This window comes from Arthrobacter sp. S39 (assembly GCF_004320525.1).
In the GTDB taxonomy this organism is placed as follows: Bacteria; Actinomycetota; Actinomycetes; order Actinomycetales; family Micrococcaceae; genus Arthrobacter.
Genome location: NZ_SIHX01000005.1, coordinates 42,941 through 65,435, shown reverse-complemented (window position 1 = coordinate 65,435; position 22,495 = coordinate 42,941). Strand labels below are relative to the sequence as shown.

At 66.8% G+C, this 22,495-nt stretch carries 23 protein-coding genes; 9 read left to right on the top strand and 14 right to left on the bottom strand.

What is annotated here, in order from left to right; translation table 11 throughout:
- Positions 1–10: 10 nt before the first annotated feature.
- The 4 genes from EYS21_RS11480 to EYS21_RS11465 all read right to left on the bottom strand — a co-directional run bounded on the left by EYS21_RS11480 (position 11) and on the right by EYS21_RS11465 (position 2,524).
- Positions 11–322: an AzlD domain-containing protein gene (locus EYS21_RS11480; protein WP_131133346.1), complete on the bottom strand. Its 312-nt coding sequence runs from the start codon at positions 320–322 to the stop codon at positions 11–13.
- Positions 319–1,074 (bottom strand): AzlC family ABC transporter permease, encoded by a 756-nt coding sequence (locus tag EYS21_RS11475; protein WP_131133618.1) that lies wholly within the window; start codon positions 1,072–1,074, stop codon positions 319–321. The genes EYS21_RS11480 and EYS21_RS11475 overlap by 4 nt, the downstream gene beginning before the upstream one ends.
- Positions 1,071–1,553, bottom strand: a complete 483-nt coding sequence (locus EYS21_RS11470; protein WP_131133345.1) for a hypothetical protein — start codon at positions 1,551–1,553, stop codon at positions 1,071–1,073. The genes EYS21_RS11475 and EYS21_RS11470 overlap by 4 nt, the downstream gene beginning before the upstream one ends.
- 95 nt (positions 1,554–1,648) lie before the next feature.
- Entirely contained in the window at positions 1,649–2,524 is an 876-nt protein-coding gene (locus EYS21_RS11465) for a glycerophosphodiester phosphodiesterase family protein (RefSeq protein ID WP_131133344.1), read from the bottom strand.
- Positions 2,525–2,574: 50 nt separating this feature from the next.
- Between EYS21_RS11465 and EYS21_RS11460 the strand changes: the two genes are divergently transcribed.
- Both EYS21_RS11460 and EYS21_RS11455 read left to right on the top strand, forming a co-directional pair.
- On the top strand, positions 2,575–3,912 hold the full coding sequence (locus tag EYS21_RS11460) for a DUF445 domain-containing protein (protein ID WP_131133343.1): 1,338 nt from the start codon (positions 2,575–2,577) through the stop codon (positions 3,910–3,912).
- Between the two features lie 218 nt (positions 3,913–4,130).
- Positions 4,131–5,804, top strand: a complete 1,674-nt coding sequence (locus EYS21_RS11455) for an HNH endonuclease signature motif containing protein (protein WP_131133342.1) — start codon at positions 4,131–4,133, stop codon at positions 5,802–5,804.
- Here EYS21_RS11455 and EYS21_RS11450 read toward each other — a convergent pair whose 3' ends face one another.
- The 4 genes from EYS21_RS11450 to EYS21_RS11435 all read right to left on the bottom strand — a co-directional run bounded on the left by EYS21_RS11450 (position 5,805) and on the right by EYS21_RS11435 (position 8,813).
- Positions 5,805–6,554 carry a 5-oxoprolinase subunit PxpA gene (locus EYS21_RS11450; protein ID WP_131133341.1) on the bottom strand — a complete coding sequence of 250 codons (750 nt, stop codon included), beginning with the start codon at positions 6,552–6,554 and terminating at the stop codon, positions 5,805–5,807. It lies immediately after the preceding gene.
- The gene (locus EYS21_RS11445) at positions 6,538–7,350 is read right to left on the bottom strand and encodes a hypothetical protein (RefSeq protein ID WP_131133340.1); all 813 of its coding nucleotides are present in this window, start codon (positions 7,348–7,350) and stop codon (positions 6,538–6,540) included. The genes EYS21_RS11450 and EYS21_RS11445 overlap by 17 nt, the downstream gene beginning before the upstream one ends.
- Before the next feature lie 107 nt (positions 7,351–7,457).
- On the bottom strand, positions 7,458–8,048 hold the full coding sequence (locus tag EYS21_RS11440) for a hypothetical protein (protein WP_131133339.1): 591 nt from the start codon (positions 8,046–8,048) through the stop codon (positions 7,458–7,460).
- Between the two features lie 3 nt (positions 8,049–8,051).
- Positions 8,052–8,813 carry an SDR family NAD(P)-dependent oxidoreductase gene (locus EYS21_RS11435; protein ID WP_131133338.1) on the bottom strand — a complete coding sequence of 254 codons (762 nt, stop codon included), beginning with the start codon at positions 8,811–8,813 and terminating at the stop codon, positions 8,052–8,054.
- A 41-nt stretch (positions 8,814–8,854) separates the two neighbouring features.
- Here EYS21_RS11435 and EYS21_RS11430 point away from each other — a divergent pair, with 41 nt between their 5' ends.
- Entirely contained in the window at positions 8,855–10,183 is a 1,329-nt protein-coding gene (locus EYS21_RS11430) for an MFS transporter (RefSeq protein WP_131133337.1), read from the top strand.
- A gap of 78 nt (positions 10,184–10,261) precedes the next feature.
- Here the strand turns inward: EYS21_RS11430 and EYS21_RS11425 are convergent, their stop codons facing one another.
- The 3 genes from EYS21_RS11425 to EYS21_RS11415 all read right to left on the bottom strand — a co-directional run bounded on the left by EYS21_RS11425 (position 10,262) and on the right by EYS21_RS11415 (position 14,596).
- Positions 10,262–12,604, bottom strand: coding sequence for a glycosyl hydrolase family 65 protein (locus tag EYS21_RS11425; protein ID WP_131133336.1), 2,343 nt, complete (start codon positions 12,602–12,604; stop codon positions 10,262–10,264).
- A gap of 187 nt (positions 12,605–12,791) precedes the next feature.
- Complete coding sequence (locus tag EYS21_RS11420; protein WP_131133335.1) at positions 12,792–13,523, bottom strand: HAD-IA family hydrolase; 732 nt, start codon at positions 13,521–13,523, stop codon at positions 12,792–12,794.
- Positions 13,524–13,978: 455 nt separating this feature from the next.
- Positions 13,979–14,596: a phospholipase gene (locus tag EYS21_RS11415; RefSeq protein ID WP_131133334.1), complete on the bottom strand. Its 618-nt coding sequence runs from the start codon at positions 14,594–14,596 to the stop codon at positions 13,979–13,981.
- Between the two features lie 215 nt (positions 14,597–14,811).
- Here EYS21_RS11415 and EYS21_RS11410 point away from each other — a divergent pair, with 215 nt between their 5' ends.
- From EYS21_RS11410 to EYS21_RS11390, 5 genes are all read left to right on the top strand, one after another.
- Complete coding sequence (locus EYS21_RS11410; protein WP_131133333.1) at positions 14,812–15,069, top strand: DUF6458 family protein; 258 nt, start codon at positions 14,812–14,814, stop codon at positions 15,067–15,069.
- A 239-nt stretch (positions 15,070–15,308) separates the two neighbouring features.
- Complete coding sequence (locus EYS21_RS11405; protein ID WP_131133332.1) at positions 15,309–16,112, top strand: DeoR/GlpR family DNA-binding transcription regulator; 804 nt, start codon at positions 15,309–15,311, stop codon at positions 16,110–16,112.
- Entirely contained in the window at positions 16,109–17,113 is a 1,005-nt protein-coding gene (locus EYS21_RS11400) for a hexose kinase (protein ID WP_131133331.1), read from the top strand. The genes EYS21_RS11405 and EYS21_RS11400 overlap by 4 nt, the downstream gene beginning before the upstream one ends.
- 2 nt (positions 17,114–17,115) lie before the next feature.
- Positions 17,116–19,164 carry a fructose-specific PTS transporter subunit EIIC gene (locus tag EYS21_RS11395; protein WP_131133330.1) on the top strand — a complete coding sequence of 683 codons (2,049 nt, stop codon included), beginning with the start codon at positions 17,116–17,118 and terminating at the stop codon, positions 19,162–19,164.
- A gap of 68 nt (positions 19,165–19,232) precedes the next feature.
- A complete protein-coding gene (locus EYS21_RS11390; protein WP_131133329.1) occupies positions 19,233–19,508 on the top strand; it encodes an HPr family phosphocarrier protein in 276 nt (91 codons plus the stop codon).
- A gap of 77 nt (positions 19,509–19,585) precedes the next feature.
- Here the strand turns inward: EYS21_RS11390 and EYS21_RS11385 are convergent, their stop codons facing one another.
- Both EYS21_RS11385 and EYS21_RS11380 read right to left on the bottom strand, forming a co-directional pair.
- Complete coding sequence (locus EYS21_RS11385; protein WP_131133328.1) at positions 19,586–20,017, bottom strand: SRPBCC domain-containing protein; 432 nt, start codon at positions 20,015–20,017, stop codon at positions 19,586–19,588.
- Complete coding sequence (locus EYS21_RS11380; RefSeq protein WP_131133327.1) at positions 20,017–20,862, bottom strand: class I SAM-dependent methyltransferase; 846 nt, start codon at positions 20,860–20,862, stop codon at positions 20,017–20,019. Before EYS21_RS11380 ends, EYS21_RS11385 begins: the two co-directional genes overlap by 1 nt.
- A gap of 243 nt (positions 20,863–21,105) precedes the next feature.
- Here EYS21_RS11380 and EYS21_RS11375 point away from each other — a divergent pair, with 243 nt between their 5' ends.
- A complete protein-coding gene (locus EYS21_RS11375; RefSeq protein WP_131133326.1) occupies positions 21,106–21,372 on the top strand; it encodes a Rho termination factor N-terminal domain-containing protein in 267 nt (88 codons plus the stop codon).
- Between the two features lie 60 nt (positions 21,373–21,432).
- Here EYS21_RS11375 and EYS21_RS11370 read toward each other — a convergent pair whose 3' ends face one another.
- Positions 21,433–22,488: a Ku protein gene (locus EYS21_RS11370; RefSeq protein ID WP_131133325.1), complete on the bottom strand. Its 1,056-nt coding sequence runs from the start codon at positions 22,486–22,488 to the stop codon at positions 21,433–21,435.
- Positions 22,489–22,495 lie beyond the last annotated feature (7 nt).

The following is a 22,495-nucleotide window of genomic DNA, read 5'->3' as shown; positions in this document are numbered from 1 at the left end:
GCGTGTGCCGTCAGTTCCATCCGAGGAGCCGAAGGACTGCGGCTGCACCGGCGCCGGCCAGCACCACCACCAGGAACGGAGCCCGGAAAGCCAGCGCAATGGCCGCCGCCGCGAGTGCTCCCAGCCTGGCGTCGGCTGCCAGCGACTGTCCGGAGGCCACGGCATTTACCACCGTCAGGGACGCCAGCAGGCCGATGGTCATGGTGCCTGCCACACGGGACATACGGGGGTTTTGAAGGAGCTTGGCGGGCACAAAGTAGCCCACGAGCTTCCACGCATAAGCCAAGGCGCACGCCAGCAGCAGCCAGATCCAGAGGCTCATGCGCCCGCCTTCCTCGAAGCGGCAGGGCCGTGTTGGCGGTGGTGGTGCTCGGCGTACGGGTCCACGTCCGGCTCGAGGCCTTCGTCGCTGCGGCCGTGGCTGAACCAGCCGATCACTGCGGCAACCACGGCAGCGATCAGGATCGGTACGCCGGCGGGCACGAACGGCACGGCGAGGACGGTTGCCAGGGCGCAGACGACGGCGATGGCCACCGGCTCGCGCCCCTTCAGCCGCGGCCACAGGAGCGCCAGGAAGGCAGCGACCGCGGCACCGTCCAGTCCCCACTGCCTCGGATCGCCCAAGCCGGCCCCGGCGAGTGCGCCCACTGCGGTGAAGAGGTTCCACAGGACATAGATGCCGATCCCTGCAGCCCAGAAGCCGCGCCGCTGTTCGTCCGGATCGGTCTGGCCGGTGCTGGTGGCGGTTGACTCGTCGATGGTGAGCTGTGCCGCCACGTACTTGCGCCAGCCGGTGGGGTGCAGGAGCGCGTTGAGCTGCATGCCGTAGATGCCGTTGCGCATGCCCAGCAGCGTGGCGGCGCTCATCGCCGCGACGCCGGATCCGCCGCCGGCCACCACTCCGATAAACGCGAACTGTGAGCCGCCGCTGAACAGCAGGAGGCTCAGCGCCATGGTCTGCCAGAAGTCCAGTCCCGAGGTGACGGACAGCGCGCCGAACGAAACACCGTAGAGCCCGGTGGCGATGCTGATGGATATTCCCACCTTGACCGCCGGGGAGGACAGAAGCTTCATGAGCCGGTCCGCCGGCCAGCGTTCCGCAGGCTCCACGCCCACAGGATCAGCGGCACCTGCAGGGGCAAACGGACTGTGTGCACTTTGCGCTGGACCGGTGAACCGTCCGGGCCATAGGCACGCCGGATTGCGTCCACATGGCCGGACAGGAACACCCCGAAGAGGGCAGCGACGCCGGTGGCCGTGACGCGTCGCGTCGCGGGGATCAGCAGGCCGACGGCGGCACCCGCCTCCACGAGGCCGCTCAGCGCGATCCATTCATCGCGGGTCATCACGGCGAGCGGCCGCGTGCTGGCGACGGCAGCTGACGCTGGCGGCGCGGCTGGGGATCCGTGCTCGTCGCGGCAAAGGTAGTCCGGGACCACCTGGCGGTAGAAGCCAGGATCGCGGAAGTGCTTCATGGCGCTGGTCAGCAGCAGCGCGCTCAGGGCTGCCGCGGAGAGGGTCTGCGTGGCGGTGCTGGACCAATGAAATGCCATGGTTCCACTCAACCACAGCCCGTCCGGCGCATGAACCGGGCCGCTCCCGCACGAGCGGCGCCTGAACCACGGCTGAACGGGCCTGCGCGCTTGCCCTAGAGCTGCGCCAAAACCCTGGCGGGCATGTTCGTGGTGATCTCGTGGATGCCCAGGCCCTGGCAGAGGGCCACGTCCCGCTCGGAATCCACAGTCCATACCCGGAAGCGCCGGCCGGATTCCAGCCACCGCTGCACTGTGCGGGCGTGCAGGCGGACATAGTCGATGCCTGGCCCGGCCAGCCTCACTTCGCAGTCATCGAGGATGCGTTCGCCTTCCAATTGCGCAGCCTTCATGACGTTGGCGACAGCGCTGCCGGTGAGCGCACCGAGACCGAGCTCTTCGCGGACTTCGTCGACGTCTATCTCATCCACCAGCTGGCAGATGAACTCCGCAGGCACGGTGTGGAGCAGGTGCTTCACCGAATCCGGGCTGAAGCTCATGAACGTCACGCGGATGTTGTCCACGGTTGACGTCAGGGGGTCCCAGCCGTCGCTCCGGAGAACGTCCAGGACACGGTCCTCCAGCTTCAGCTGGTACGGGCTGGGGTGCTTCAGCTCAATGGCAAGCCCCACAGGGCGTCCGGCCCCGCGGAGGATGTCCAGGAGCTCCTTGAGTGTCAGGAACTGTTCCGACCGGGCTCCGTATTCCTCTGGAATCCGCACGCCTTTCCACGACGAGAAATCCAGGAGCCTCAACTCCTCGAGCGTGCGGTCCGCAACCGGCCCGGTTCCGTCGGAGGTGCGGTCCAGATTCGCGTCGTGGAGCAGGACGGCGTGCTGGTCCCGGGTGAGGTGGACGTCGCACTCGACGCCGTCGGCGCCGTCGGCCAGTGCCTGGAGGTAGGCGGCCCGGGTGTGCTCGGCAAAGGCGGCGCTGGCGCCGCGGTGGGCATAAACCAGGGGCCGGTGGGGTGCAGACTCGTCGATGGTCATGCAGACACGGTAGCCGACCCTGCGGCTGCGGGCGGGACTAGGCTGGGCACATGCAGGTGAACTCTGAGCCAATTACCCGGCAGGACCCCACGCGGCCCGACGTGCCCGCCCAAAGGGGCGCCGCCGTCGTCGGCCATCAGCTCAGTGCGGGTGACGCCGAAAAGGCGGCAGCGCTGCGGAAGATGAAGCTGTTGGCGCTGGGTCTGCTGATCGCCATGGCGGTCATTTTTGTGTTTGCGTTCGCCTTCCAGAAGGAATATCCGTGGCTGCAGTACGTCCGGGCGGCCGCCGAAGGTGGCATGGTGGGCGCGCTGGCCGACTGGTTCGCCGTGACCGCCCTGTTCAAGTACCCGATGGGGATCAAGATTCCGCATACCGCCATCATTCCGCGGCGCAAGGACCAGATCGGGGCGTCGCTGGGTGAGTTTGTGGAGACCAACTTCCTGTCGGAGCAGGTGGTCCAGGACAAGCTGGCCAGCGTAAACGTCGCACGGAAGGCCGGCCAGTGGCTCGCCGGGCCGGGTGGCGCCGAGCGCGTGGCGAAGGAGGGTGCCGCCGTCATCCGCGGTGCGTTCAAGGTGTTGAACGACGACGACGTTCAGGCGGTTATCGAGGGAATGGTGCGCAAGCATCTGCTGGCTCCGCCGTGGGGACCTCCCGTGGGACGGATGGCGGAGCGGATTTTCGCCGACGGCCACCATCACAAGCTGGTGGACCTGCTGGTTGACAGGGCTGCCGACTGGGTGGACGACAACCACGAGACCGTCAGCCGGCTGGTGTCGGACCGCTCCCCCGCCTGGGTTCCGCAGTTCGTGGACGGATTGGTAGGCGACAAGGTCTATGTGGAGATCCTCAAGTTCACCCGTGCCGTGCAGGCAGACCCCAATCACCAGGTGCGGCAGCAGATCGATAAGTACCTCACCGACCTGGCGCAGGACCTCCAGCATGACCCTGTCATGATTGCCCGCGCGGAGGACATCAAGGCACAGGTCCTCGGAGATCCTGAAGTCCGCGAACTGGCCTCCCGGACCTGGGGCACCGTGAAGAGCGCCCTGCTGTCTGCGGTGGACGATCCGGACAGTGAACTGACGGTGCGGTTCAAGGCGGCCGTGCGCGACTTCGGCTCACGCCTGGTCAATGACGCCGAACTGGCCGGCAAGGTCAACGCCTGGATCGGCGACGCCGCCGGCTACCTGGTGCGCACGTACCGCTCGGACATCGCCGGCGTTATCACCGATACCGTGGCGCGCTGGGACGCGGAGGAAACGTCCCAGAAGATCGAACTCCAGGTGGGCAAGGACCTGCAGTTCATCCGGATCAACGGAACCGTGGTGGGCTCGCTGGCCGGCCTGGCCATCTTCAGCGCGGCGCACCTGGTCTTCGGCTGAACTTTCCTCCGACCCGGGACTTCCGAACGAACAAAGACAGCGCGAACGTACAGTTGGGGCCCTCCGGCCGCGACAAAGGCTGCGCGAACGTACAGTTGGGGCCCTTGCAAGTGCAGCCGGAAACCCATCCGGAAGTTCGTCTTGCGAGTGGCCGGAGGTTATCCACATAGGGCATTTGCTTCGCGGTTTTTGGCGGTGCCTCGCAGGATGATGGGGGTATGGGAAACGCCGCAGCAGTGGATTCGATGGAGGCCATGATGGCTTCTATCGCTGCGCTTGCGGTGCTGGCGGAACGCAGCGAGGGCCGCTCCGGGTCCACCGGCACGGACCCGCTCCGTGACCGGGCAGATGCGTGCCTGGAGGGCCTCGAAGAGACTGCCCGAATGGAGGCCATGCTGGCTGCCAGGAAAGTGCGCTTCGCCGCCGGGTTTGCCGAGGCAACCCGGGCGATGTCCGCTCCGGATGAGGAGCCGCATCAGCGACTGGCCCGGGAAATGGGGGTCGTCGCGGAGGTCGCGTGTGCGCTGACGGTCAGCGAACGCTCGGCATCAGCACTCCTGGCCGAATCCCACGAACTGACCACCACCCTGCCGCTGACCCAGGCCGCTTTGGAGCAGGGGTTGGTGTCGTGGCAGCATGCGAGGGTCATGGTCGATGAGGCGGCCAGCCTGAATCCAGCCGGGGCCGCCGCGCTGGAAGCCCATTTCCTGGACCCGGAAGCACCCAACCCCGCCACGTGCCCGGTCGGGGACATGGTCCCGGCGCGGTTCCGGCACAAAGCCCGGACGTGGCGGGAACGCCACCACCCGGTCAGCATCGAGAAACGCCACGCTAAAAGCTTCCTGGACCGGCGGCTGGAGTACGCCCCGGACCGCGACGGGATGGCCTGGCTCTCCGCGTACCTGCCTGCGGACCAGGCCGCCGGGATCTGGAACGGCGTCACCGCCGCCGCCCGGGCCCTCCAAGGCCCCGCCGAGGACAGGACCATGACCCAGCTCCGGGCAGACGTCGCCGCCAAACTACTCCTCAGCGCCGGCTTCACCACCAGCAACCCCTTGGACGGCAGTACAGGCCCAGCCGCCGACAGCAAGACAGATCTAGCGACCACCAGAACCAGCACCAGCACCAGCACCAGCACCAGCACCAGCACCAGCACCAGCACCAGCACCAGCAATGATGGCGTGGCTGGCGGTGTTCCGGTCACGGACGGGGTCGATGATGCTGTGGCCGGCCCGGTTCCGGCCACTGACGGGGTCGATTCTGGCCGGGTGCCCCCACCGGCGGCGCAGGTCCTCGTGACCGTGCCTGTGTTCGCCCTGATGGGCCTCACCGACGAACCCGCCGACCTCGACGGCTACGGCCCCATCCCCGCCTCCATGGCCCGCCAGCTCGTCGCCGACGGGGCATCCTCATTCCGCCGGGTCCTCATTGATCCGCGAGATGGGGCACCGCTGGAAACCGGACGGAACAGCTACCGCATCCCCGCCTCCATGCGGCAATGGCTGCACATGCGGGACGGGAAATGTTCCTTCCCCGGCTGCAGCAACCAATCCCTGGACAACGAAGCAGACCACATCCTCGCCTGGGCCGACGGCGGCACCACCGGTATATCCAACCTCGAGTCACTGTGCCGCAAACACCACCGGCTCAAACACTCCACGGCGTGGACCCCCACAAACGCCAGCACCAACGAACCCCCCGGCTGGACCTCACCCACCGGCCGCCACTACCAAAGCGAACACCAGGACTGGGAACCACCCCACTGGCCACCACAGATACGGGGCCTGCTTTCGGACAGAGGACTCAGCTCCGCCGTGCCCGAAGACGATTTGCCCGAGGATCCATTGCCCGAAGAGCTGCTGCTCGAAGTAGCTGGGCCCGAAGCTCGCTAATTACGCGAACGACTCCAGTTCCACGCCGGCCGCTTCGAGGCCTGCACGGACTCCCCCGGCCATTTCCACTGCCCCGGGGGTGTCGCCGTGGATGCACAACGAGTCGGGCCTGACCTGCACCACCGTCCCGTCAACAGCCACGACCTCACCCTTCACGGCAAGGCGCACCGCACGCTCAACAATGGAATCGACGTCGTGCAGGACGGCACCAGCCTGCGAGCGCGGGACCAGCGTGCCGTCGGCCTGATAGGCACGGTCAACAAAGGCCTCCACGAAAACGGGGTGGCCGGCTTCCTTGGCCTGGATCAGCAGCTGCGAGCCCGGCAGTCCGAGGATGGGCAGGCCGGGGTCGTAGGCCTGGATGGCGGCAACCACGGCTGAAGCCTGCTCGGCGTCGTGGACCAGCCGGTTGTACAGTGCGCCGTGCGGCTTGACGTAATCAACGGAGGCACCCACTGCGTGGGCCACCCCGTCCAGGGCCCCCAACTGGTAGAGGACGTCGCCGAAAAGCTCATCGAAGGACATATCCAGGGAGCGCCGGCCGAAACCTGCCAGGTCCCGGTATCCCACGTGCGCGCCGACGGTCACATCAAGTTCGAAGGCGGCGCGGCAGCTGTCCAACATGGTGACGGGGTCACCCGCATGGAAGCCGCAGGCTACGTTGGCGCTGGTGACCAGCCGGAACATCGCGGCGTCGTCGCCCATGTTCCACGAGCCGAATGATTCGCCAAGGTCAGCGTTGAGGTCCAAGGTTGTTGCCTTCCAGAGTGAGGTTGTCCGGGCCCGCGCCGGCGGCTTTGAGCTCCCCTGGAATGGTATCCGGCATCGGCCCGAAAGCCTCCTTGGCGTTGGCCACCACAGCCCGCCCCATCATCAGGTTTCCTGCTCCGCCCACCACTGCGCCGATGCCGAACGGCAGGGCGCGGCCGAACAGCGCCGTGCCCTGGCGCTTCACCAGGCTCTTCAGGAAGGCCTTCTGGATCCTGTTCCGGACGGCGCCGAACCCAGACCCGGGGAGGGACTTCGAGAGCGCGTTGCCCCATGCCTTGGTGGGACTCGTTCCCCTGCCCATCGCCTGCCCGCTCAGAGTGCCCAGCAGGGCGGTTCCCTCTTCGCCCAGCATGATGGCCATGACCATGGTGCTGGCCTTTTCGGGGTTGGTCAGGCGGATGCCATGAAGCTCGGCGAGGGACGTGGCATAGAGGGCTGTGGCCTCGAGGAATCCCACGGTGGCCGCAGCGGAAAGGCCAAGCGATGCGACGGTCCCGACGCCGGGCACCAACGCCGTGGCCCCCACGATCGCGCCGCCTCCGGTCACCGCCGCGAGGTAGTCGCGCTCAATTCTTACAGCGAGCTGCGCAGCGGATGCGTGCGGCTGTTTGCGCTGCACCCTGCGGATATAGGCCAGCACCAGCGGGCGCTGGATTTCCACTGCCCGGAGCAGCACATTGTGGACCCCGGGTTTGGGCTTTCCTTCGGCGTCGAACACCGCGTTGTGGGCGGTTTCCTGTGCGATCCGCACGGCGGGATTACTGCGCTTGGCCATGGTCACCTCTGCTTTCGTCCGCCGGCAGTTTTCACTGCCGTCCTAAATACTAAGGTTGCTTAACACTAGGCCAACCTGCCCGGCTCCCCTACATCCCCGGCAGGTCCCTACATCACCCATGATTCGGCAACCGCCATATAGCCGGACGACGACGGCCCCCGCGGTCCCGGATAAACGCTCGGCGCGCCGGGCCACTCCACTCCGAATTCGGCCAGCCTCCCGCTGCTGCACGGCAGGTAGACATTGCTTAGGGCCGCCGGGTTGGACCCGAGCTGGAAGTCCGGCTGCGTAAAGGGCCGGCGGTCCAGGATCCCTCCCAGCTCCAGCTCAGCCTTACGGCCGGTGGCGCGGAATCCGTGCTCCAGGTCCAGTTCGACGTCGAACTCGTCCTGGGTGTGCGAGATCCCGTCGAGCGGGAACCTGGCCGCCTCCGGGAAGTAGCGGGTCAGTTCGGCGGCAAGCGTGGCGGCGAAGAACTCGTTGCTTCCGTAGCTCCGCCACCCCTGCAGGGTGGCCACGATGAGGGCGTTACCTGTTCCCCAGCGCGACCACTCCGCCATCCAGAACGAGGCGAAACAGCTGGCCGCCTCACCCGGAAGCTGTTCGCCGCTGGCGTCCACGGGATGGAGCGCGAGGCCATGATTTGCGCCAACAAAAGCCAGGCTGCGCCGCCACGAGGGGGCCGGTGTGCTTTCCATCCGTTACCAGTCCAGGTCTTGCGCACCGAGTGAAACGAAGCGCGGTGACCGGCGCTCGTCCGATTCCAGCAGCTCCAGCAGCTCACGCGCCGCAGCACGGGGCGGCTTCACGGCGTCGGCCTGCCCCATCCCGGTGGCGAGCTTGCCGGGATGGACCGCCCAGCAGCGGACCTGCCCGGCCAGGTCCTGTGCAAGCGATACGGTCAGCATGTTCTGCGCAGCCTTGGACACCCGGTAGGCATAGCTCGTGGAAAGGCCTGCGAAGTCCCCGCGGGCCTGGGCCGACAGTGACCCCAGGCGGGAGGTGACGTTCACGATGACGGGATCGCCGGCGTCGAGCAGCTGCGGCAGCAGCGCCTGCACCATCCGCAGCGGCCCGGCCGCGTTCACGTCGACGGCGTTCAGCACACCCGCCGCGTCCACCGCACCGAGCGGCCGGTGCGGCGCCCCCTGGGCCGCGTTGTTGATGAGGACATCCACCTGACGCCCCTGCACCGCGTCAACCACGGCTGACGCGTCCTCCGACCGTACGTCGTGGATCACGGCCTGCACCCCGGGCAAGAGGTCCAGCGGCGCTGCCTGCGCAGCCTGCCGCACCACGGCAACCACCAGCCATCCCGCCACCGAAAGCTCGCGGGCAAGGGCCTCGCCGAAACCCCGGCCGGCGCCGGTGACCACCGCTAACCGTTGCCTGCGCCCGCGCTGCTGCCCGGACCATTGCCCGTGCCGTTGCGGTTGCTGGTCAAGTTGCCCTGCAGGCTGCATCCCAGTACCCCCCGTTTTCCCCAAAAGCCTAGACTTACCCTATGCCCACCCTCAAAGCCCTGCGGCCCTTTGCGCACCGCGAGTACAGGGTCCTGATCGCAGCCCTCGCCATCTCCATCTTCGGATCCGGAATGTGGGCTGTCGCGATGGTCTACCAGGTGATCCACCTGGGCGGCGGCCCGCTGGAGCTCTCGCTGGTTGCCACTGGCGGCAGCGTGGGCCTGGTGGCATTTGTCCTGGCGGGCGGCATCGCGGCCGACCGCTTCCCGCAGCGGCTCCTGATCATCGCGGTGGAAGGCGCCAACCTGGCCGTCATCGCGGGCATCAGCGCGCTGTCCATCGCCGGGTGGCTGCAGATCTGGCACCTCGCGGTGGGCGCCTTTGTGCTGGGTGTCGGCGCCGCGTTCTTCTTCCCCGCGTACTCGGCCATCCTGCCGCGGATCCTGCCGCCGGAGGACCTGCTCGCCGCAAACGGCATGGAGGGGACCATGCGCCCCACCCTCCAGCAGGCCGCCGGTCCCGCCGTCGCCGGCATCCTGGTGGCCGCACTCTCACCAGCCCACGCGGTCACCGGCGTGGCCGCCTGCCACCTGATGGCGTTCATCATCCTGAACTTCCTGGGCCAGCACGCCCTGGACGCACCTGCCAACGGCTCCGAGGCGGGCGGCGGGGACGACGGCGGCATGACCGGCAAACGGCGGCCCAAGTCGTCCTTTTTCCACGACCTCCGTGAAGGCATCAGCTATACGCTGCGCACGCCCTGGCTGCTCTGGACCCTGCTCTGGGCCTGCATTTCAGTGCTTTTCCTGATCGGCCCCATCGAAGTGCTGCTCCCGTTTGTGGTCCGCGACCAGCTGGGCGGCGACTCCAGCATGTTCGGTTTCCTGCTCGCCATCATGGGCGTCGGAGGAGCCGCGGCGTCGCTGGTGACCGCGTCGCTAAGGCTGCCCCGGCGGTATCTCACGGTGATGATGGTGTCCTGGGGCGTGGGCTCCCTGCCGCTGGCCGCCGTCGGAATCATGGACAATTTCTGGGCCCTGGCCGCGGCGCTGTTCATCTTTGGCGCCACCGGCAGCGTGGGCATGGTCATCTGGGGCACGCTGCTCCAGCGCCGCGTCCCGCCCCACCTGCTCGGCAGGGTCTCCAGCCTGGACTTCTTTGTGTCCCTCGCCCTGATGCCTGTCTCCATGGCCCTGGCCGGACCCGCCGCGGAAGTGCTGCCCATCTGGCTGATCTTCCTGGTGGCCGGCGGCGTGTGCCCCATCGTGGCCGTGATCGCGTCGATCGTCGCGAAGATGCCCCAGGACGAACTCGCCCACCCGCTGGACCGGGAGCCGGAAGTGGAACGCACGACGGCGGCAGGAGACTGACGCGCGCAGCGTCAGCAACCTGCCGCCGGGTCAAGCGCACCGCGGCCGTGAGGTCCGCGGGGGTTAAGCCAGCGGGAGTTAAGCCCGGGCGCGCACCACGGGGATGCTCGCCGTCGGCGGTCCGCTGGGGAAGACCGTGGGCTCCGGGACCTGGACCGGGGCCAACGCCACGCGCACCGGTTCGCCGCTTACGCTGAACAGCTCGCCGCGGACGTCCACATCAAGCGGCTCGCCCTCGGACACAGTAAGGGTCAGCGAACCGGCGTCGAGCTCCACCTGAAGCAGCCGGCCCTGGACCTTGAGGTGGAAGGCCAGGCTGTCCCACTCTGCCGGCAGCCGCGGATCAAAGAACGGCACCGGCCCCTGGTCGCGGAGGCCCGCGAAGCCGCAGACCAGCGAGCTCCACACGCCGCCGGTGGACGCGATGTGCACGCCGTCGATCGTGTTGCCGTGGGTGTCGTCGAGGTCGATGAACACGGCGTTGGTGAAGTGCTCCAGCGCAGCCTTGGGGTAGCCAACCTCGGCAGCCATGATCCCCTGGACACAGGCGGACAGGGTGGAGTCGCCGGTGGTGATGGGATCGTAGAAATCGAAGGCCCGGCGCTTTTCCTCTGCCGTGAAGTCCTGCCACTGCAGGAACATGGCCAGCACTGTGTCAGCTTGCTTGAGGACCTGGTGGCGGTAGATCACCAGCGGGTGGAAGTGCAGCAGCAGCGGGTACTTGGACCGCGGCGTGTTCCAGTCCCACGGCTCGAGGGTCATGAAGTCGTTGTCCTGGGAATGCACCTGCATCCGGTCATCGAACGGAAGCTGCATCCGGTCGGCCGCGGCAGACCACAGCTGGCGTTCTTCGTCGCTGATTTCGGCGTGGCCCAGGGCGGCGGCGGCGCGCAGGTTAAAGCGGGCCATGACGTTGGTGTAGAGGTTGTCGTTGACCACGGCTGTGTACTCGTCCGGGCCGGTGACGCCGTGGATGTGGAAGAGCCCGTCCTTGCCGAAGAAGCCCAGGGAGATCCACATGCGGGCCGTCTCAATCAGCAGTTCGGCACCCATGCCGTCGCGGAAGGCCCCGTCTCCGCTGGCCCAGACGTACCGGTTGGTCGCGAAAGCGATGGCTGCCGCGATGTGGAACTGCGCGGTGCCGGCAGCGTAGTAGGCGCTCGCTTCGAGCCCGTTGATGGTGCGCCACGGGAACAGCGCCCCGTCCACGCTGAGTTCCTTGGCGCGGATCCGGGCGGTGGGAAGCATCTCGTGCCGGAACTCCAGGACCTGGCGCGCGCCCTCCGGGTTCGTGTAGGTCAGGTAGGGCAGGAGGTAGACCTCCTGGTCCCAGAAGTAGTGCCCCTCATACCCGGAACCGCTGACTCCCTTCGCGGGGATGCCTGCGACGTCGGCTCGCGCGGTGGCCTGGGCCAGCTGGAACAGGTTCCAGCGGATGGCCTGCTGCAGTTCGGACTGGCCACCCACCACGATGTCGGACGTTGCCCAGTAGTCGCGGTAGTGGTCGCGGCTTTCAGCGAAGATGTCCTCCACGGAGCGCAGGCCCTCCTCAGCGACTTCCGCTGCATCGCGTCCGGAATCCTGGACGCCACGGCCCGCGGCGTAGCTGACGATTTTCTCGAGCCGGAACGGCTCATCGGCGCCGACGGCGAGCACGTACCGGACGCTGCTGTCGTCCTGGTCCACCAGGGTGTCGAACGGCTGGTGGCCCGCGGAGGTCCAGTGGTCAACGGCAATCCCCACGCGCTGCTTGGATTCCGCAGCCTCCCACGAGAGGCGGAGCGAGCCGTCGCCGCAGTCGAGCCGCAACGGCAGCAGGACACGTCCGGCGTGGCGGCCGGCGCGGCGAGGGTCGTGCTGCGAGTGGTCCTCCACAGGCTGGTCCTGGCGGTTGATGACCGAGGACGTGACGTCAGCGGACACGTCCCGGTCCGCCGATACCTCCAGGGAGATGCCCAGGCTGCCGCGGGACGCGAAGCCCACGGCCCGGCGCTCGGTGGTGGTGACGGCGGCACCGGAGCGGCACAGCCAGGTGATGCGGCATTCGTAGATGCCGGTGGCGAAGTCCACCGACCGGCGGTATTCCTGCACCGCCGACTCCGCGAGGCTCAGTGTCTCGCCGTCGATGATCACCGTGAAGTTGTTCGCATCGGGGATGTAGATGATCCGCTGCCCGGTCCGGGCGAAGCCGAACGCGTTCTCGGCATGCTTGATGTCCCAGATTTCGTGCAGGCCGTTGATGAAGCTGCCCGGCAGGTCAGCATCGGCGGCCGCCCAGTGGGCGCCGCGGATGCCAAGGTGCCCGTTGCCCAGCGCGAAAAGGGTCTCCAGGGTACCGGTGTTGCCAGGCTCGTGGCGAGTCTCCACAAGCTGCCAGGGGGTGTTGGGGAACCGGTCGCGGTCCGCGGTGATAAGAGCCATGGTGTTGGGGTCCTTTTGGCGTAGTGCTGGGCAGCCGGGTCTCATCCGGCTTGGGGCGCTTTTGTGCGTGCCCGTCGTGGGCATGCGTGGGGGGGGTCGTTGTGCGGTCTGTCCTGGGGGAAGGAAGCCGCGGTTAAATCATGCGGAGCAGGCTGTCGGGGAACAGCCGGGCCCCGGAGTTACCGGGCTACAGGAGTTCCTTCAGGTCGTTGACCACCAGGGTGGCTCCCGCGTCCAGCAGGGTCTGCCTGCCTGCGCCGCGGTCCACGCCGATCACGGAGTGGAAGGAGCCGGCGTGGCCCGCCTGAACACCTGACACGGCGTCCTCCACCACCACGCATTCCTCGCTGGGAAGTTCCAGCAGCCGGGCGGCGTAGTCGTAGGTGGCGGGGCTGGGTTTGCCGGGCAGGCCTTCCGCGGCTGCCACCACGCCGTCCACCACCACCGGGAAGCGGTCGCTGAGGCCGGCCGCCTTGAGCACCGCCGGCGCGTTTCGGGAGGAGGAGACGACGGCGACCTTGAGTCCCTGCGCGAGCACGGCTTCGATGAAACGCACTGAGCCCTCGAACGGCTCCACGCCGGAGCTGACAATGTCGTTGAAGATCCGGTTCTTGCGGTTGCCCAGCCCCTGCACCGTGGTGTGGGCGGGATCGTCGTCGGTAGGTCCCTCGGGCAGCACAATGCCGCGCGACGCGAGGAAGTCCCGGACGCCGTCGAACCGCGGCTTGCCGTCGATGTGGTCGAAGTAGTCACTCTCCCGGTAGCCGGGGACCTGGGGCTGTGTTGCCAGGTAGCTTTCGAAGAGTTCCTGCCAGGCCTGCTCGTGGACAGTGGCCGTGGGGGTCAGCACTCCGTCGAGGTCGAAGAGAATGGCGGAGGCGCCGGTCCAGCTGGTCGGGTGGCTCAGAAGTTCAGTCATGCGCGGTGCGGTGTCCTTTCAGACGGCGGGCAGGCTCGGCGGGCGCGGTGCTTGGGATGGGCTGTGCGTGGGCTATGCGGTGCGTGGGGCGAGGAAACGGCGACGGTGTCCGCTGCGATCAGCAAGCGCGGCGCGGGGGCGTCAATGCCACGGCGGGCCGGAGGGGCGCTGATGAATGCCTTCTTCCATCATGGGCGCCTTGCTGCGACATAACAAACTGGACGGCAAACCACGCGTCGGCGGCCGGTGGAGCGACCCGCGCAGGGCAATAAAACACGTGCATGCGGCAGATCTCCCTTCCCGCCCAGTTCAAGGGCCGGTGGAATCGGCCGAACTCGAGTGTAAGCGCTTACAAATTTGGCATGCAACTGTTTTTTCTCCTTGCCGGAGTGTGACGCGACTCTCAGCGTCGGGGCCATTCCACCCGGGCACGGATCGCTTGAGCCCTGGCAGGCCTAAGGGAGGACGTAGTGGCGGAGGAAGGCGCTGACATCCACCATCTCCGTCTTGCTCATCGCGTGCCCCATGCCTGGGTAGGTCCTGGCCGTGAGCCGCGTATTGGCGTTCAGCCATTCTCCCGTATGGGCGGTGGCGTCCTCGTTGATCACCAGGTCCGCCTTGTCCCGGCCCCAGAAGAACGGCGGCGGGGTCTCGAAGGAGTCAGTCAGCGCCAGCAGGTCATTCTCCAGCACGAAGCCGGACAGCCCTACCACGGCTTCATAGCTTTTGGGATGCAGCCGCAGGAGGGTGCTGGCCATGGCCATGCCCTGCGAATAGCCCAGCAGGCTCACGCTGCGGTGCTGGCCCCTGACGGCGTTGATCCAGTCGTGGACCGTGTTGGTGGTGCTGATGACGTCGGCAAAGTCGTTGGCGAGGAAGTAGTCCAGGAGGAACCAGCCGTAGTGGTCGCCGATGACCATGGGCGCGCGCAACGCCGCGCAGGTGAAGTTCGGTGGCAGGTAGTCAAACAGCCGCACCATCCGGGACTCGTCGGTGCCGTAGCCGTGCATCATCACCAGCAACGGCGTGCCTGCCCGCTCCTCCTCCGGCTTGGACCACACAACTGTTTCCATCGGATCAGCCTAACCAGCAGGCGGGTCGCAACGGCACCGTGGCGCATGGTTACGATTGCGCCGCACCTTCGCCCGGTCGTTGAATCGGCCCTGACCGCGCTGTAGCCTAACGCTAGACAGACAGCATGCTTAGCAAATGCACTGAGCAGATATCCAGCGAGTCCTGCAGTTCCAGAAGTACCGCCCACCAATCCGCGGACAATAAGGAGCAAGTCATGAGAATCGGTTCCTCCATCTTCCTCATCGCCATCGGCGCCATCCTCGCCTGGGCCGTCGCACCAGGGCTGATTCCCTTCGTGGACCAGGTGCTGATCGGATACATCCTGATGGCCGTGGGCGTGATCGGCCTCATCGCCTCACTGATCCTGGCCTCACCGGGGCGCAGCCGGCGGGTCAGCGAAACGCGTTCAGTGGTTGACCCCAACACCGGGGAGCGCATCACCCGCAATGAAAGCCGCGACGGCGGCCTGTAAACCCCACGCCCGAAGACCCCCACCATGAACCCGAAAAAGCCGGGCCGGACCACCGCGGTCCGGCCCGGCTTTTTCGCACCCTCCGGTTCCAGCCGCCCGCATCGGCAAAGCACCCCTCTTTGTTTCGTGTGGGTTTCCATTGACAAACCAACACAAACAAAGATAAAGTCAAGTAATTCCACATCATGTGATGCCAGTCACTCAAAGAATCCCGCAGGACTTTACGCAACGGAGGGTACGTGTTCGCCGAAGAGCGCCAGCAGAAGATTGCCGAGCTTGTTGCCGGCAGCGGCCGGGTCAGCGTGACCCTGCTGGCTGAGCGCTTCCGTATCACCACCGAAACCGTCCGCCGTGACCTCGCCACCCTGGAAACAGCCGGGACCGTCCGCAGGGTCCACGGCGGCGCCGTCGCCGCGGACCGGTTCAGCACCACCGAGGAAAGCATCAACGAGCGGGCCATCCAGCGCCCCGACCAAAAAAGGCGCATCGCCGAAGCCGCGATGGCCCTGATCCCGCAATCGGGGTCCGGAAGCATCCTGATCGACGCCGGCTCCACCACCGAAGTCCTGGCTGACCTGCTTTCCCGGCGCACCGCCGTCGAGCCTTCCGCCACCGAGCCCGGCACCGAACTCGTGGTGATCACCCACGCCGTCCCCATCGCCGCCAGGCTGTCCAGTACCCCCGGAATCGCCCTCCAGATCCTGGGCGGCAGGGTCCGCGGCCTCACCCAGGCCGCCGTGGGGCAGGCAACGGTGGAAGCGGCCCAGCGGATGCGCCCGGACATCGCCTTCATCGGCGCCAACGGCATCCACCCCAGCTTTGGCCTTAGCACCCCCGATCCTGAAGAAGCCGCCGTCAAGGCAGCCTTCGTCCGTTCGGCCCGCCGCATCGTGGTGCTGGCCGATTCCTCCAAGCTGGACGCAGAAACCCTGGTCCAGTTCGCCTCACTGAAAGATCTGGACACCTTGATTACAGACAGCGAGCCCAGCCCGGAGCTGGCAGCAGCCCTGACAGAGGCCGGCGTTGACGTGGTGATCGCATGATCGTCACCTTCACGGCCAACCCCAGCCTGGACCGGACCGTGGCACTGCCCGGACCACTGGAACGCGGCGAGGTCCAGCGCGCCATCTCCGTCAGCCAGGAATCGGGCGGCAAGGGCGTCAACGTCTCCCGGGCGCTGGTCGCGTCGGGCCTGCAAACCATCGCGGTACTCCCCGGCGGCGACAGCGATCCCGTCCTGGCCGGGTTGCAGCACGACGGCGTCCCGTTCGCCGCGCTGCCCATTGACGAGCCGCTGCGCACCAACGTGGCCCTCACGGAGCCCGGTGGCGTGACCACCAAGATCAACGAGCCCGGGCCGGTGCTGACCGCAGACCAGCAGGAAGCATTGATCGCCCTGCTCCTGGAACGCGCCCGCGGTGCCAGCTGGGTGGTCCTGGCGGGCTCCCTGCCGCCGGGCTTCCCGGCCGACTTCTACGCCACCGTCACCAGCCGGCTGCGTTCCGGCGCTGGTTCCGGGGCCGACGGCGGCGTGCCGCTCATCGCCGTCGACTCCTCCGGGGCGCCGCTCGCCGGCGCCGTCTCCGGCACTTCGGACGGCATGTCCGGGAAACCGGACCTCCTTAAGCCCAACGCCGAGGAACTGGCGGAACTGGCTGCCGCAGCCGGCTTTGCCACGGCGTCAACCGCAGACGAACTTGAAGCGGATCCGGAGGCTGCAGCAGCGGCCGCCGCCGCCGTCGTACGTTCCGGTGTGGGTGCTGTGCTGGCAACTCTCGGATCCAAGGGAGCTGTCCTGGTAACGGCCGACGGCGCGTGGCTGGCCACGCATCCGCCGGTCGCCGCGGTCAGTACGGTCGGCGCGGGCGATTCGTCGCTGGCTGGCTATCTGCTCGCCCACGGCCAGGGCGCCGCCCCGGCCGATTGCCTCCGTCAGGCGGTGGCACATGGTGCTGCCGCCGCCTCCCTGCCGGGTTCCACTGTCCCGGCAGTCCACCAAACCACCCCGGATGCCGTAACCATCACGGCCCTTCGAAAGGATTGACAGTGACGCAGCTCATCACCACCGAACTGGTCGAGCTCGACCAGAACCTGGGCAGCTCGCCCGAGGACGTGATCCGGCACCTGGCCAGCAAAGTAGCGGCCACCGGACGCGCATCAGAGGTTGAAGGCCTCTTTGCCGATGCCTTCGCCCGCGAGCAGAAGACGGCTACCGGCATCCCCGGCGGCATCGCCATCCCGCACTGCCGCTCCGCGGCGGTCACCGTTCCCACCCTGGCCATGGCCCGCCTCAACCCCAAGGTGGACTTCGGCGCCAAGGACGGCCCGGCGGACCTCATCTTCTTCATCGCCGCCCCCGACGGCGCAGACCAGGAGCACCTGAAGCTGCTGTCCAAGCTTGCCCGGTCCCTGATCAAAAAGGACTTCACGGCAGCGTTGCGTGCAGCGTCCTCCCGTGAGGAGATCGTGGAACTGGTGGACGGCGCACTGGCGGACAAGCCGGCAGCCCACGCGGCTGCAGCTGCGCCTTCTGCTTCTGCTGCTGATGCGGCGCCTGCCGCGGCCGCCGCGGGAGCCGCCCCGGCCGCTGGTTCTGCGGGACCGAGGCGTCTTGTGGCCGTGACCGCGTGCCCCACCGGCATCGCCCACACCTACATGGCCGCCGACTCGCTGGTCGCCGCCGCCGAGGAAATGGGCGTGGACCTGCAGGTTGAGACCCAGGGTTCCTCCGGCGCCAAGCCGCTGGACCCCGCAGTCATTGCAGCCGCCGAGGCCGTGATCTTCGCGGTGGACGTGGACGTCCGCGGCAAGGAGCGCTTTGCCGGCAAGCCCGTCATCAACGCTCCCGTCAAGCGCGGCATCGACGAGCCCGCCAAGATGGTCCAGGAAGCGCTCGCCGCAGCCAACGACCCGCACGCCCGCCGTGTGCCGCACTTCGGCGCCGAAGAGCAGGCAGATCGTGAAGCGTCTGAAAAGGGCGAGCACATCGGCCAGAAGCTGAAGCGTGCACTGCTCACCGGTGTCAGCTACATGATTCCGTTTGTGGCCGGTGGTGGCCTCCTAATGGCGTTTGGCTTCCTGCTGGGCGGCTACGACGTCACCGAGGTCGCCAATAAGGTGGTGCTGGAGAACAACTTCGGCAACCTTCCCGAAGGAGGGCTCGGCGTCTACCTCGGCGCAGTCCTGTTCAAAATCGGCAACCTGTCCATGAGCTTCCTGGTGCCGGCGCTGGCCGGCTACATCGCCTACGCCATCGCCGACCGGCCAGGTATTGCTCCGGGCTTCGTCGCAGGTGCCGTCGCAAGCTACATGAGTGCGGGCTTCCTCGGCGGCATTGTCGGAGGCCTGCTCGCCGGTTACATGGCACACCTCATCGGTACGTGGCAGGTACCGCGCTGGCTCCGAGGCCTGATGCCCGTGGTGATCATCCCGCTGCTCGCCTCCATCTTCGCCTCCGGCCTGATGTTCCTGGTCCTCGGCGGCCCGATCGCCGGCATCACCTCCGGCCTGAACAGCTGGCTGACTGGCATGAGCGGCGCCTCCGCGGTGGTCCTCGGCATCATCCTCGGCCTCATGATGTGCTTCGACCTTGGCGGTCCGGTCAACAAGGTTGCGTACGCCTTCGCAGTGGCCGGCCTGAGCGCCGGCAGCGCCACCAACCAGGCCCCGTGGCAGATCATGGCAACTGTCATGGCTGCCGGCATGGTGCCACCGCTGGCGATGGCCCTGGCCACGGTCCTGGACAAGAAGCTTTTCACCCTGAACGAGCGTGAAAACGGCAAGGCGGCCTGGCTGCTGGGTGCATCCTTCATCTCAGAAGGTGCCATCCCGTTCGCCGCGTCGGACCCGCTGCGCGTCATCCCCGCCAGCATGGTGGGCGGCGCCCTCACCGGCGCCCTCTGCATGGCCACCGGCGTCACCTCGCAGGCACCCCACGGCGGTATCTTCGTGTTCTTCGCCATCGGCAACCTGGTGATGTTCGTCGTCGCCATCCTGGCCGGCACCGTAATCAGCGCCCTGGCCGTCATCGCGCTCAAGCGCTGGGCTGCCGCCAAGCCCGCTGCTACCGTGGAGTCCGTTCCCGTAACGGTCTGACCCGGCTTCACCCACTACATATCAACGGCGCTGAACCCACAGGGCGCCGAAAGACAAAAGGAGCAAAAATGCCAGAACGCACCGCAACCGTCGCCAGCCGAGTAGGCCTGCACGCCCGTCCCGCCGCCATCTTCGCGGAAGCAGCCGGGGAGTACGACCTCGACATCACCATCGCCCGTGAAGGTGAGCCTGCCGACGAGGCCATGGACGCCGCCAGCATCCTGTCCCTGATGAGCCTGGGCGCCTCCCACGGCGACGTTGTGGTGCTTCGCGCCGAGGGCACCGGCGCGGACGACGCCCTGGAGAGCCTCGTCAAGATCCTGGAAACGGATCACGACGCGTAAGTAGCGGCACGCGCTAACAGCAGCGGCCGCCGTCGTACTTCTCCCGAGATGGGGAGGTACGACGGCGGCCGCTGCTTTTAGGTGCGCTCGGTGATCTTCTTGACGTCGGCCACGAGCATGTCCCACATACCCCTGGAATGCTCAGCCGCGTCCTCGCTGGCGTTGTTGTCCTGCGAGAGCGTCAGCTGCGTCTGACCGTCCCTGTCCTCCAGCGTCCACGTCAGCGTGTGGTAGTTCTCTGGCTTGTCCTCCTCGCCGCCGAGAGGGCTGAAATGGGTGTGGACGAGCTTGTGCCCGGGTTCAACTTCGAGGATCGTCCCCTTGTCCTCGTACGGCTTCCCTTCCCATTCCCCGCGCCAGGCGATGGGCCCGCCCACCGTCCAGTCAGTGACGAGGTCGGCCCCGAACATAAATTCCTTCACGGCAGCCGGATCCGTGATGACATCCCAGACCCGGTCCGGCGGGGCATCGATGGTGATGCTGGACGTTGCCACGTGGCCGCCTGCCATCACTTAGCCTTCCGCGCCGTGAGCAGCAGGTATTCCCATTCCATTTGCCACGCGGCGTCGCCATGGGCATCGCCAAAGGAGTCGGCAAGCTCCGTGAGGGCCTTGTCCAGGGCTTTGACCTTATCTTCGTCGTCGGCGAGGAATTTGTAGACCGAGATGGTGGGGCCGTAGTGGGACTTGAAGTACCGCAGGAAGTCCTCCGGCTGGTGGAAGCTGTGGATGGCAACCGTGCGCTTCTGCGCTTTGATGTCGGTGATCCTGTCGCCGAAGAGTTCACGTACGTGGTCCTCGCTGCCCCAGAGCGGCGGCGGCTGGGCCCCGGGCGGAGGGGGAGGCGAGAACGGCTTCATGGTGGCGAACATCTTTCCGATGAACCCTTCAGGCGTCCAGCTCAGCAGCCCGATGGTTCCGCCGGGTTTGGATACCCGTACGATTTCGTCCGCCCCCGCCTGGTGATGGGGCGCGAACATCACGCCCAGGCACGACAGGACCACATCGAATTCGTTGTCCCCGAACGGCAGGGACTCGGCATCGGCTTCCTTCCACTCCAGTGTTACGCCGCGGTCGGCTGCCTGGTGCCGGCCGGCGTCGAACAGTTCCGGAGTGAGGTCGCTGGCGATCACCTGGGCGCCCATCATGGCCGCCGGGATGGCAGCGTTGCCGGACCCGGCCGCCACATCCAGGACACGCTGTTTGGCCTTGATTCCGCACGCATCAACCAGGATGGCTCCGAGGTCCAGGATCAGTTCGCTGGCCAATGCGGGGTAGTCCCCCGACGCCCACATGGCCCGGTGCTTCTGCTTCAGTGCACGGTCGGCATCTTTGACGTCCGTTGTGTCATTCATGTCGGTGTCCCTCTCCTGTGGCAGGTTTTGAGTGACAGCACGCTGCGCTAACAGTGGAGGCTGCGATGCGACCCATTGTGGCCGCAGCGGGCCGGGGTGTAAAGGACTCGAAGCTGCTTGCCGGGCCAGAAGGCAAGCAGACTTAGCGTTTCCTTGTTTTTGCGCAGGCCCGGACATAGCGTGGAAGCCTGACCAGCAAAGACAGTGCTGCGGCGCACCGGCCAGCGGTTGAAGGAGGATGACATGCCAGGCAAGAAAAACCCCAGCCTGAAGGATCCCGAGCTGTACGAGGAATTGCGTGAGGACGGCGCGTCCAAACAGAAGGCCGCCCGCATCTCGAACGCGGCAGCGAAGAAGGGCCGCTCCGCCGTGGGCCGCAAGGGCGGAAAGGCCGGCGACTACGACGACTGGACAGTCCCGCAGCTGAAGGCCAGGGCCAAGGAAATAGGCCTCACCGGTTACTCCGCCAAGAAAAAGAGCGAGCTCATCTCCGCGCTCCGGAACTCCTAGGCGGCCGCCATCACCGCACCAGCGGCCCTGAGGTCGGCAGCATCAGGCACGTGTGCAGGATCACGCGCCCTTGCGCGCCCGGGTGGTGGTGGCTTTCGCCGCGGGCTTGGCAGCAGGCGAGTCCGCCTTCGCGGCGGGCTTGCGGGTGGTGGACTTGGTGGTGGTGGATTTAGTGCTGGTGGACTTGGTTGTGCCGGACTTGGCTGCAGCAGCCTTGGTTCCACTGGCGCTCTTTGTTCCGGACCTACTCCCGGCAGCGGATTTCGCCGGAGCTTCGTCTGCTTCGTCCTCGTCGGTGTCGGTGTCCCTGGCGGCCGCCGTGGATCCACCGCCGCGCTTCCGGTCCAGGCTGCGCTTGAGGGCTTCCATCAGGTCAATGACTTCACCCTTGCCGCCTTCGCCGGCTTCCACACCGAATGTCTCGTCGGTGTCCAGGGAGTCGCCCTTTTCCAGCTTGGCGTCGATGAGCGTGCGGAGCTGGATCTGGTAGTCATCGGTGAAGTGGTCAGGATCGAAGTCGGCGGCCATGGACTCCACGAGTGCCGCGGACATTTCGCGTTCCTGGGCGGAGATGCGGACGGACTCATCCAGTGCCGGGAAGCTGGCTTCCCGGACCTCGTCGGGCCACAGCAGGGACTGCAGCACCAGCACATCGTCCTTGATGCGCAGCGCCCCCAGCCTCGTCTTCTCACGCAGGGCGAACTGGACGATGGCCACCCGGTCCGTGTCCTCAAGCGCCCGGCGCAGCAGGACATAGGCCTTGGGCGATTTGGAGTCCGGCTCCAGGTAATAGCTTTTTTCGAACATCATGGGTTCCAGCTGCTCCGAGGGGACAAACTGGACCACCTCGATCTCGTGGCTGTTCTCCGCCGGAATGGACTTGAGTTCCTCCTTGGACAGCACCACAGTCCGGCCGCCGTCCTCAAAAGCCTTGTCAATGTCCGAATAGTCGATGACCTGGCTGCACACCTCGCAGCGCCGCTGGTACCGGATCCGGCCGCCGTCGGCGTTGTGGACCTGGTGGAGGCTGATGTCGTGGTCCTCGGTGGCGCTGTAGACCTTCACGGGCACGTTGACCAGGCCAAACGCGATGGCACCTTTCCAGATGGCTCTCATCCCTCAA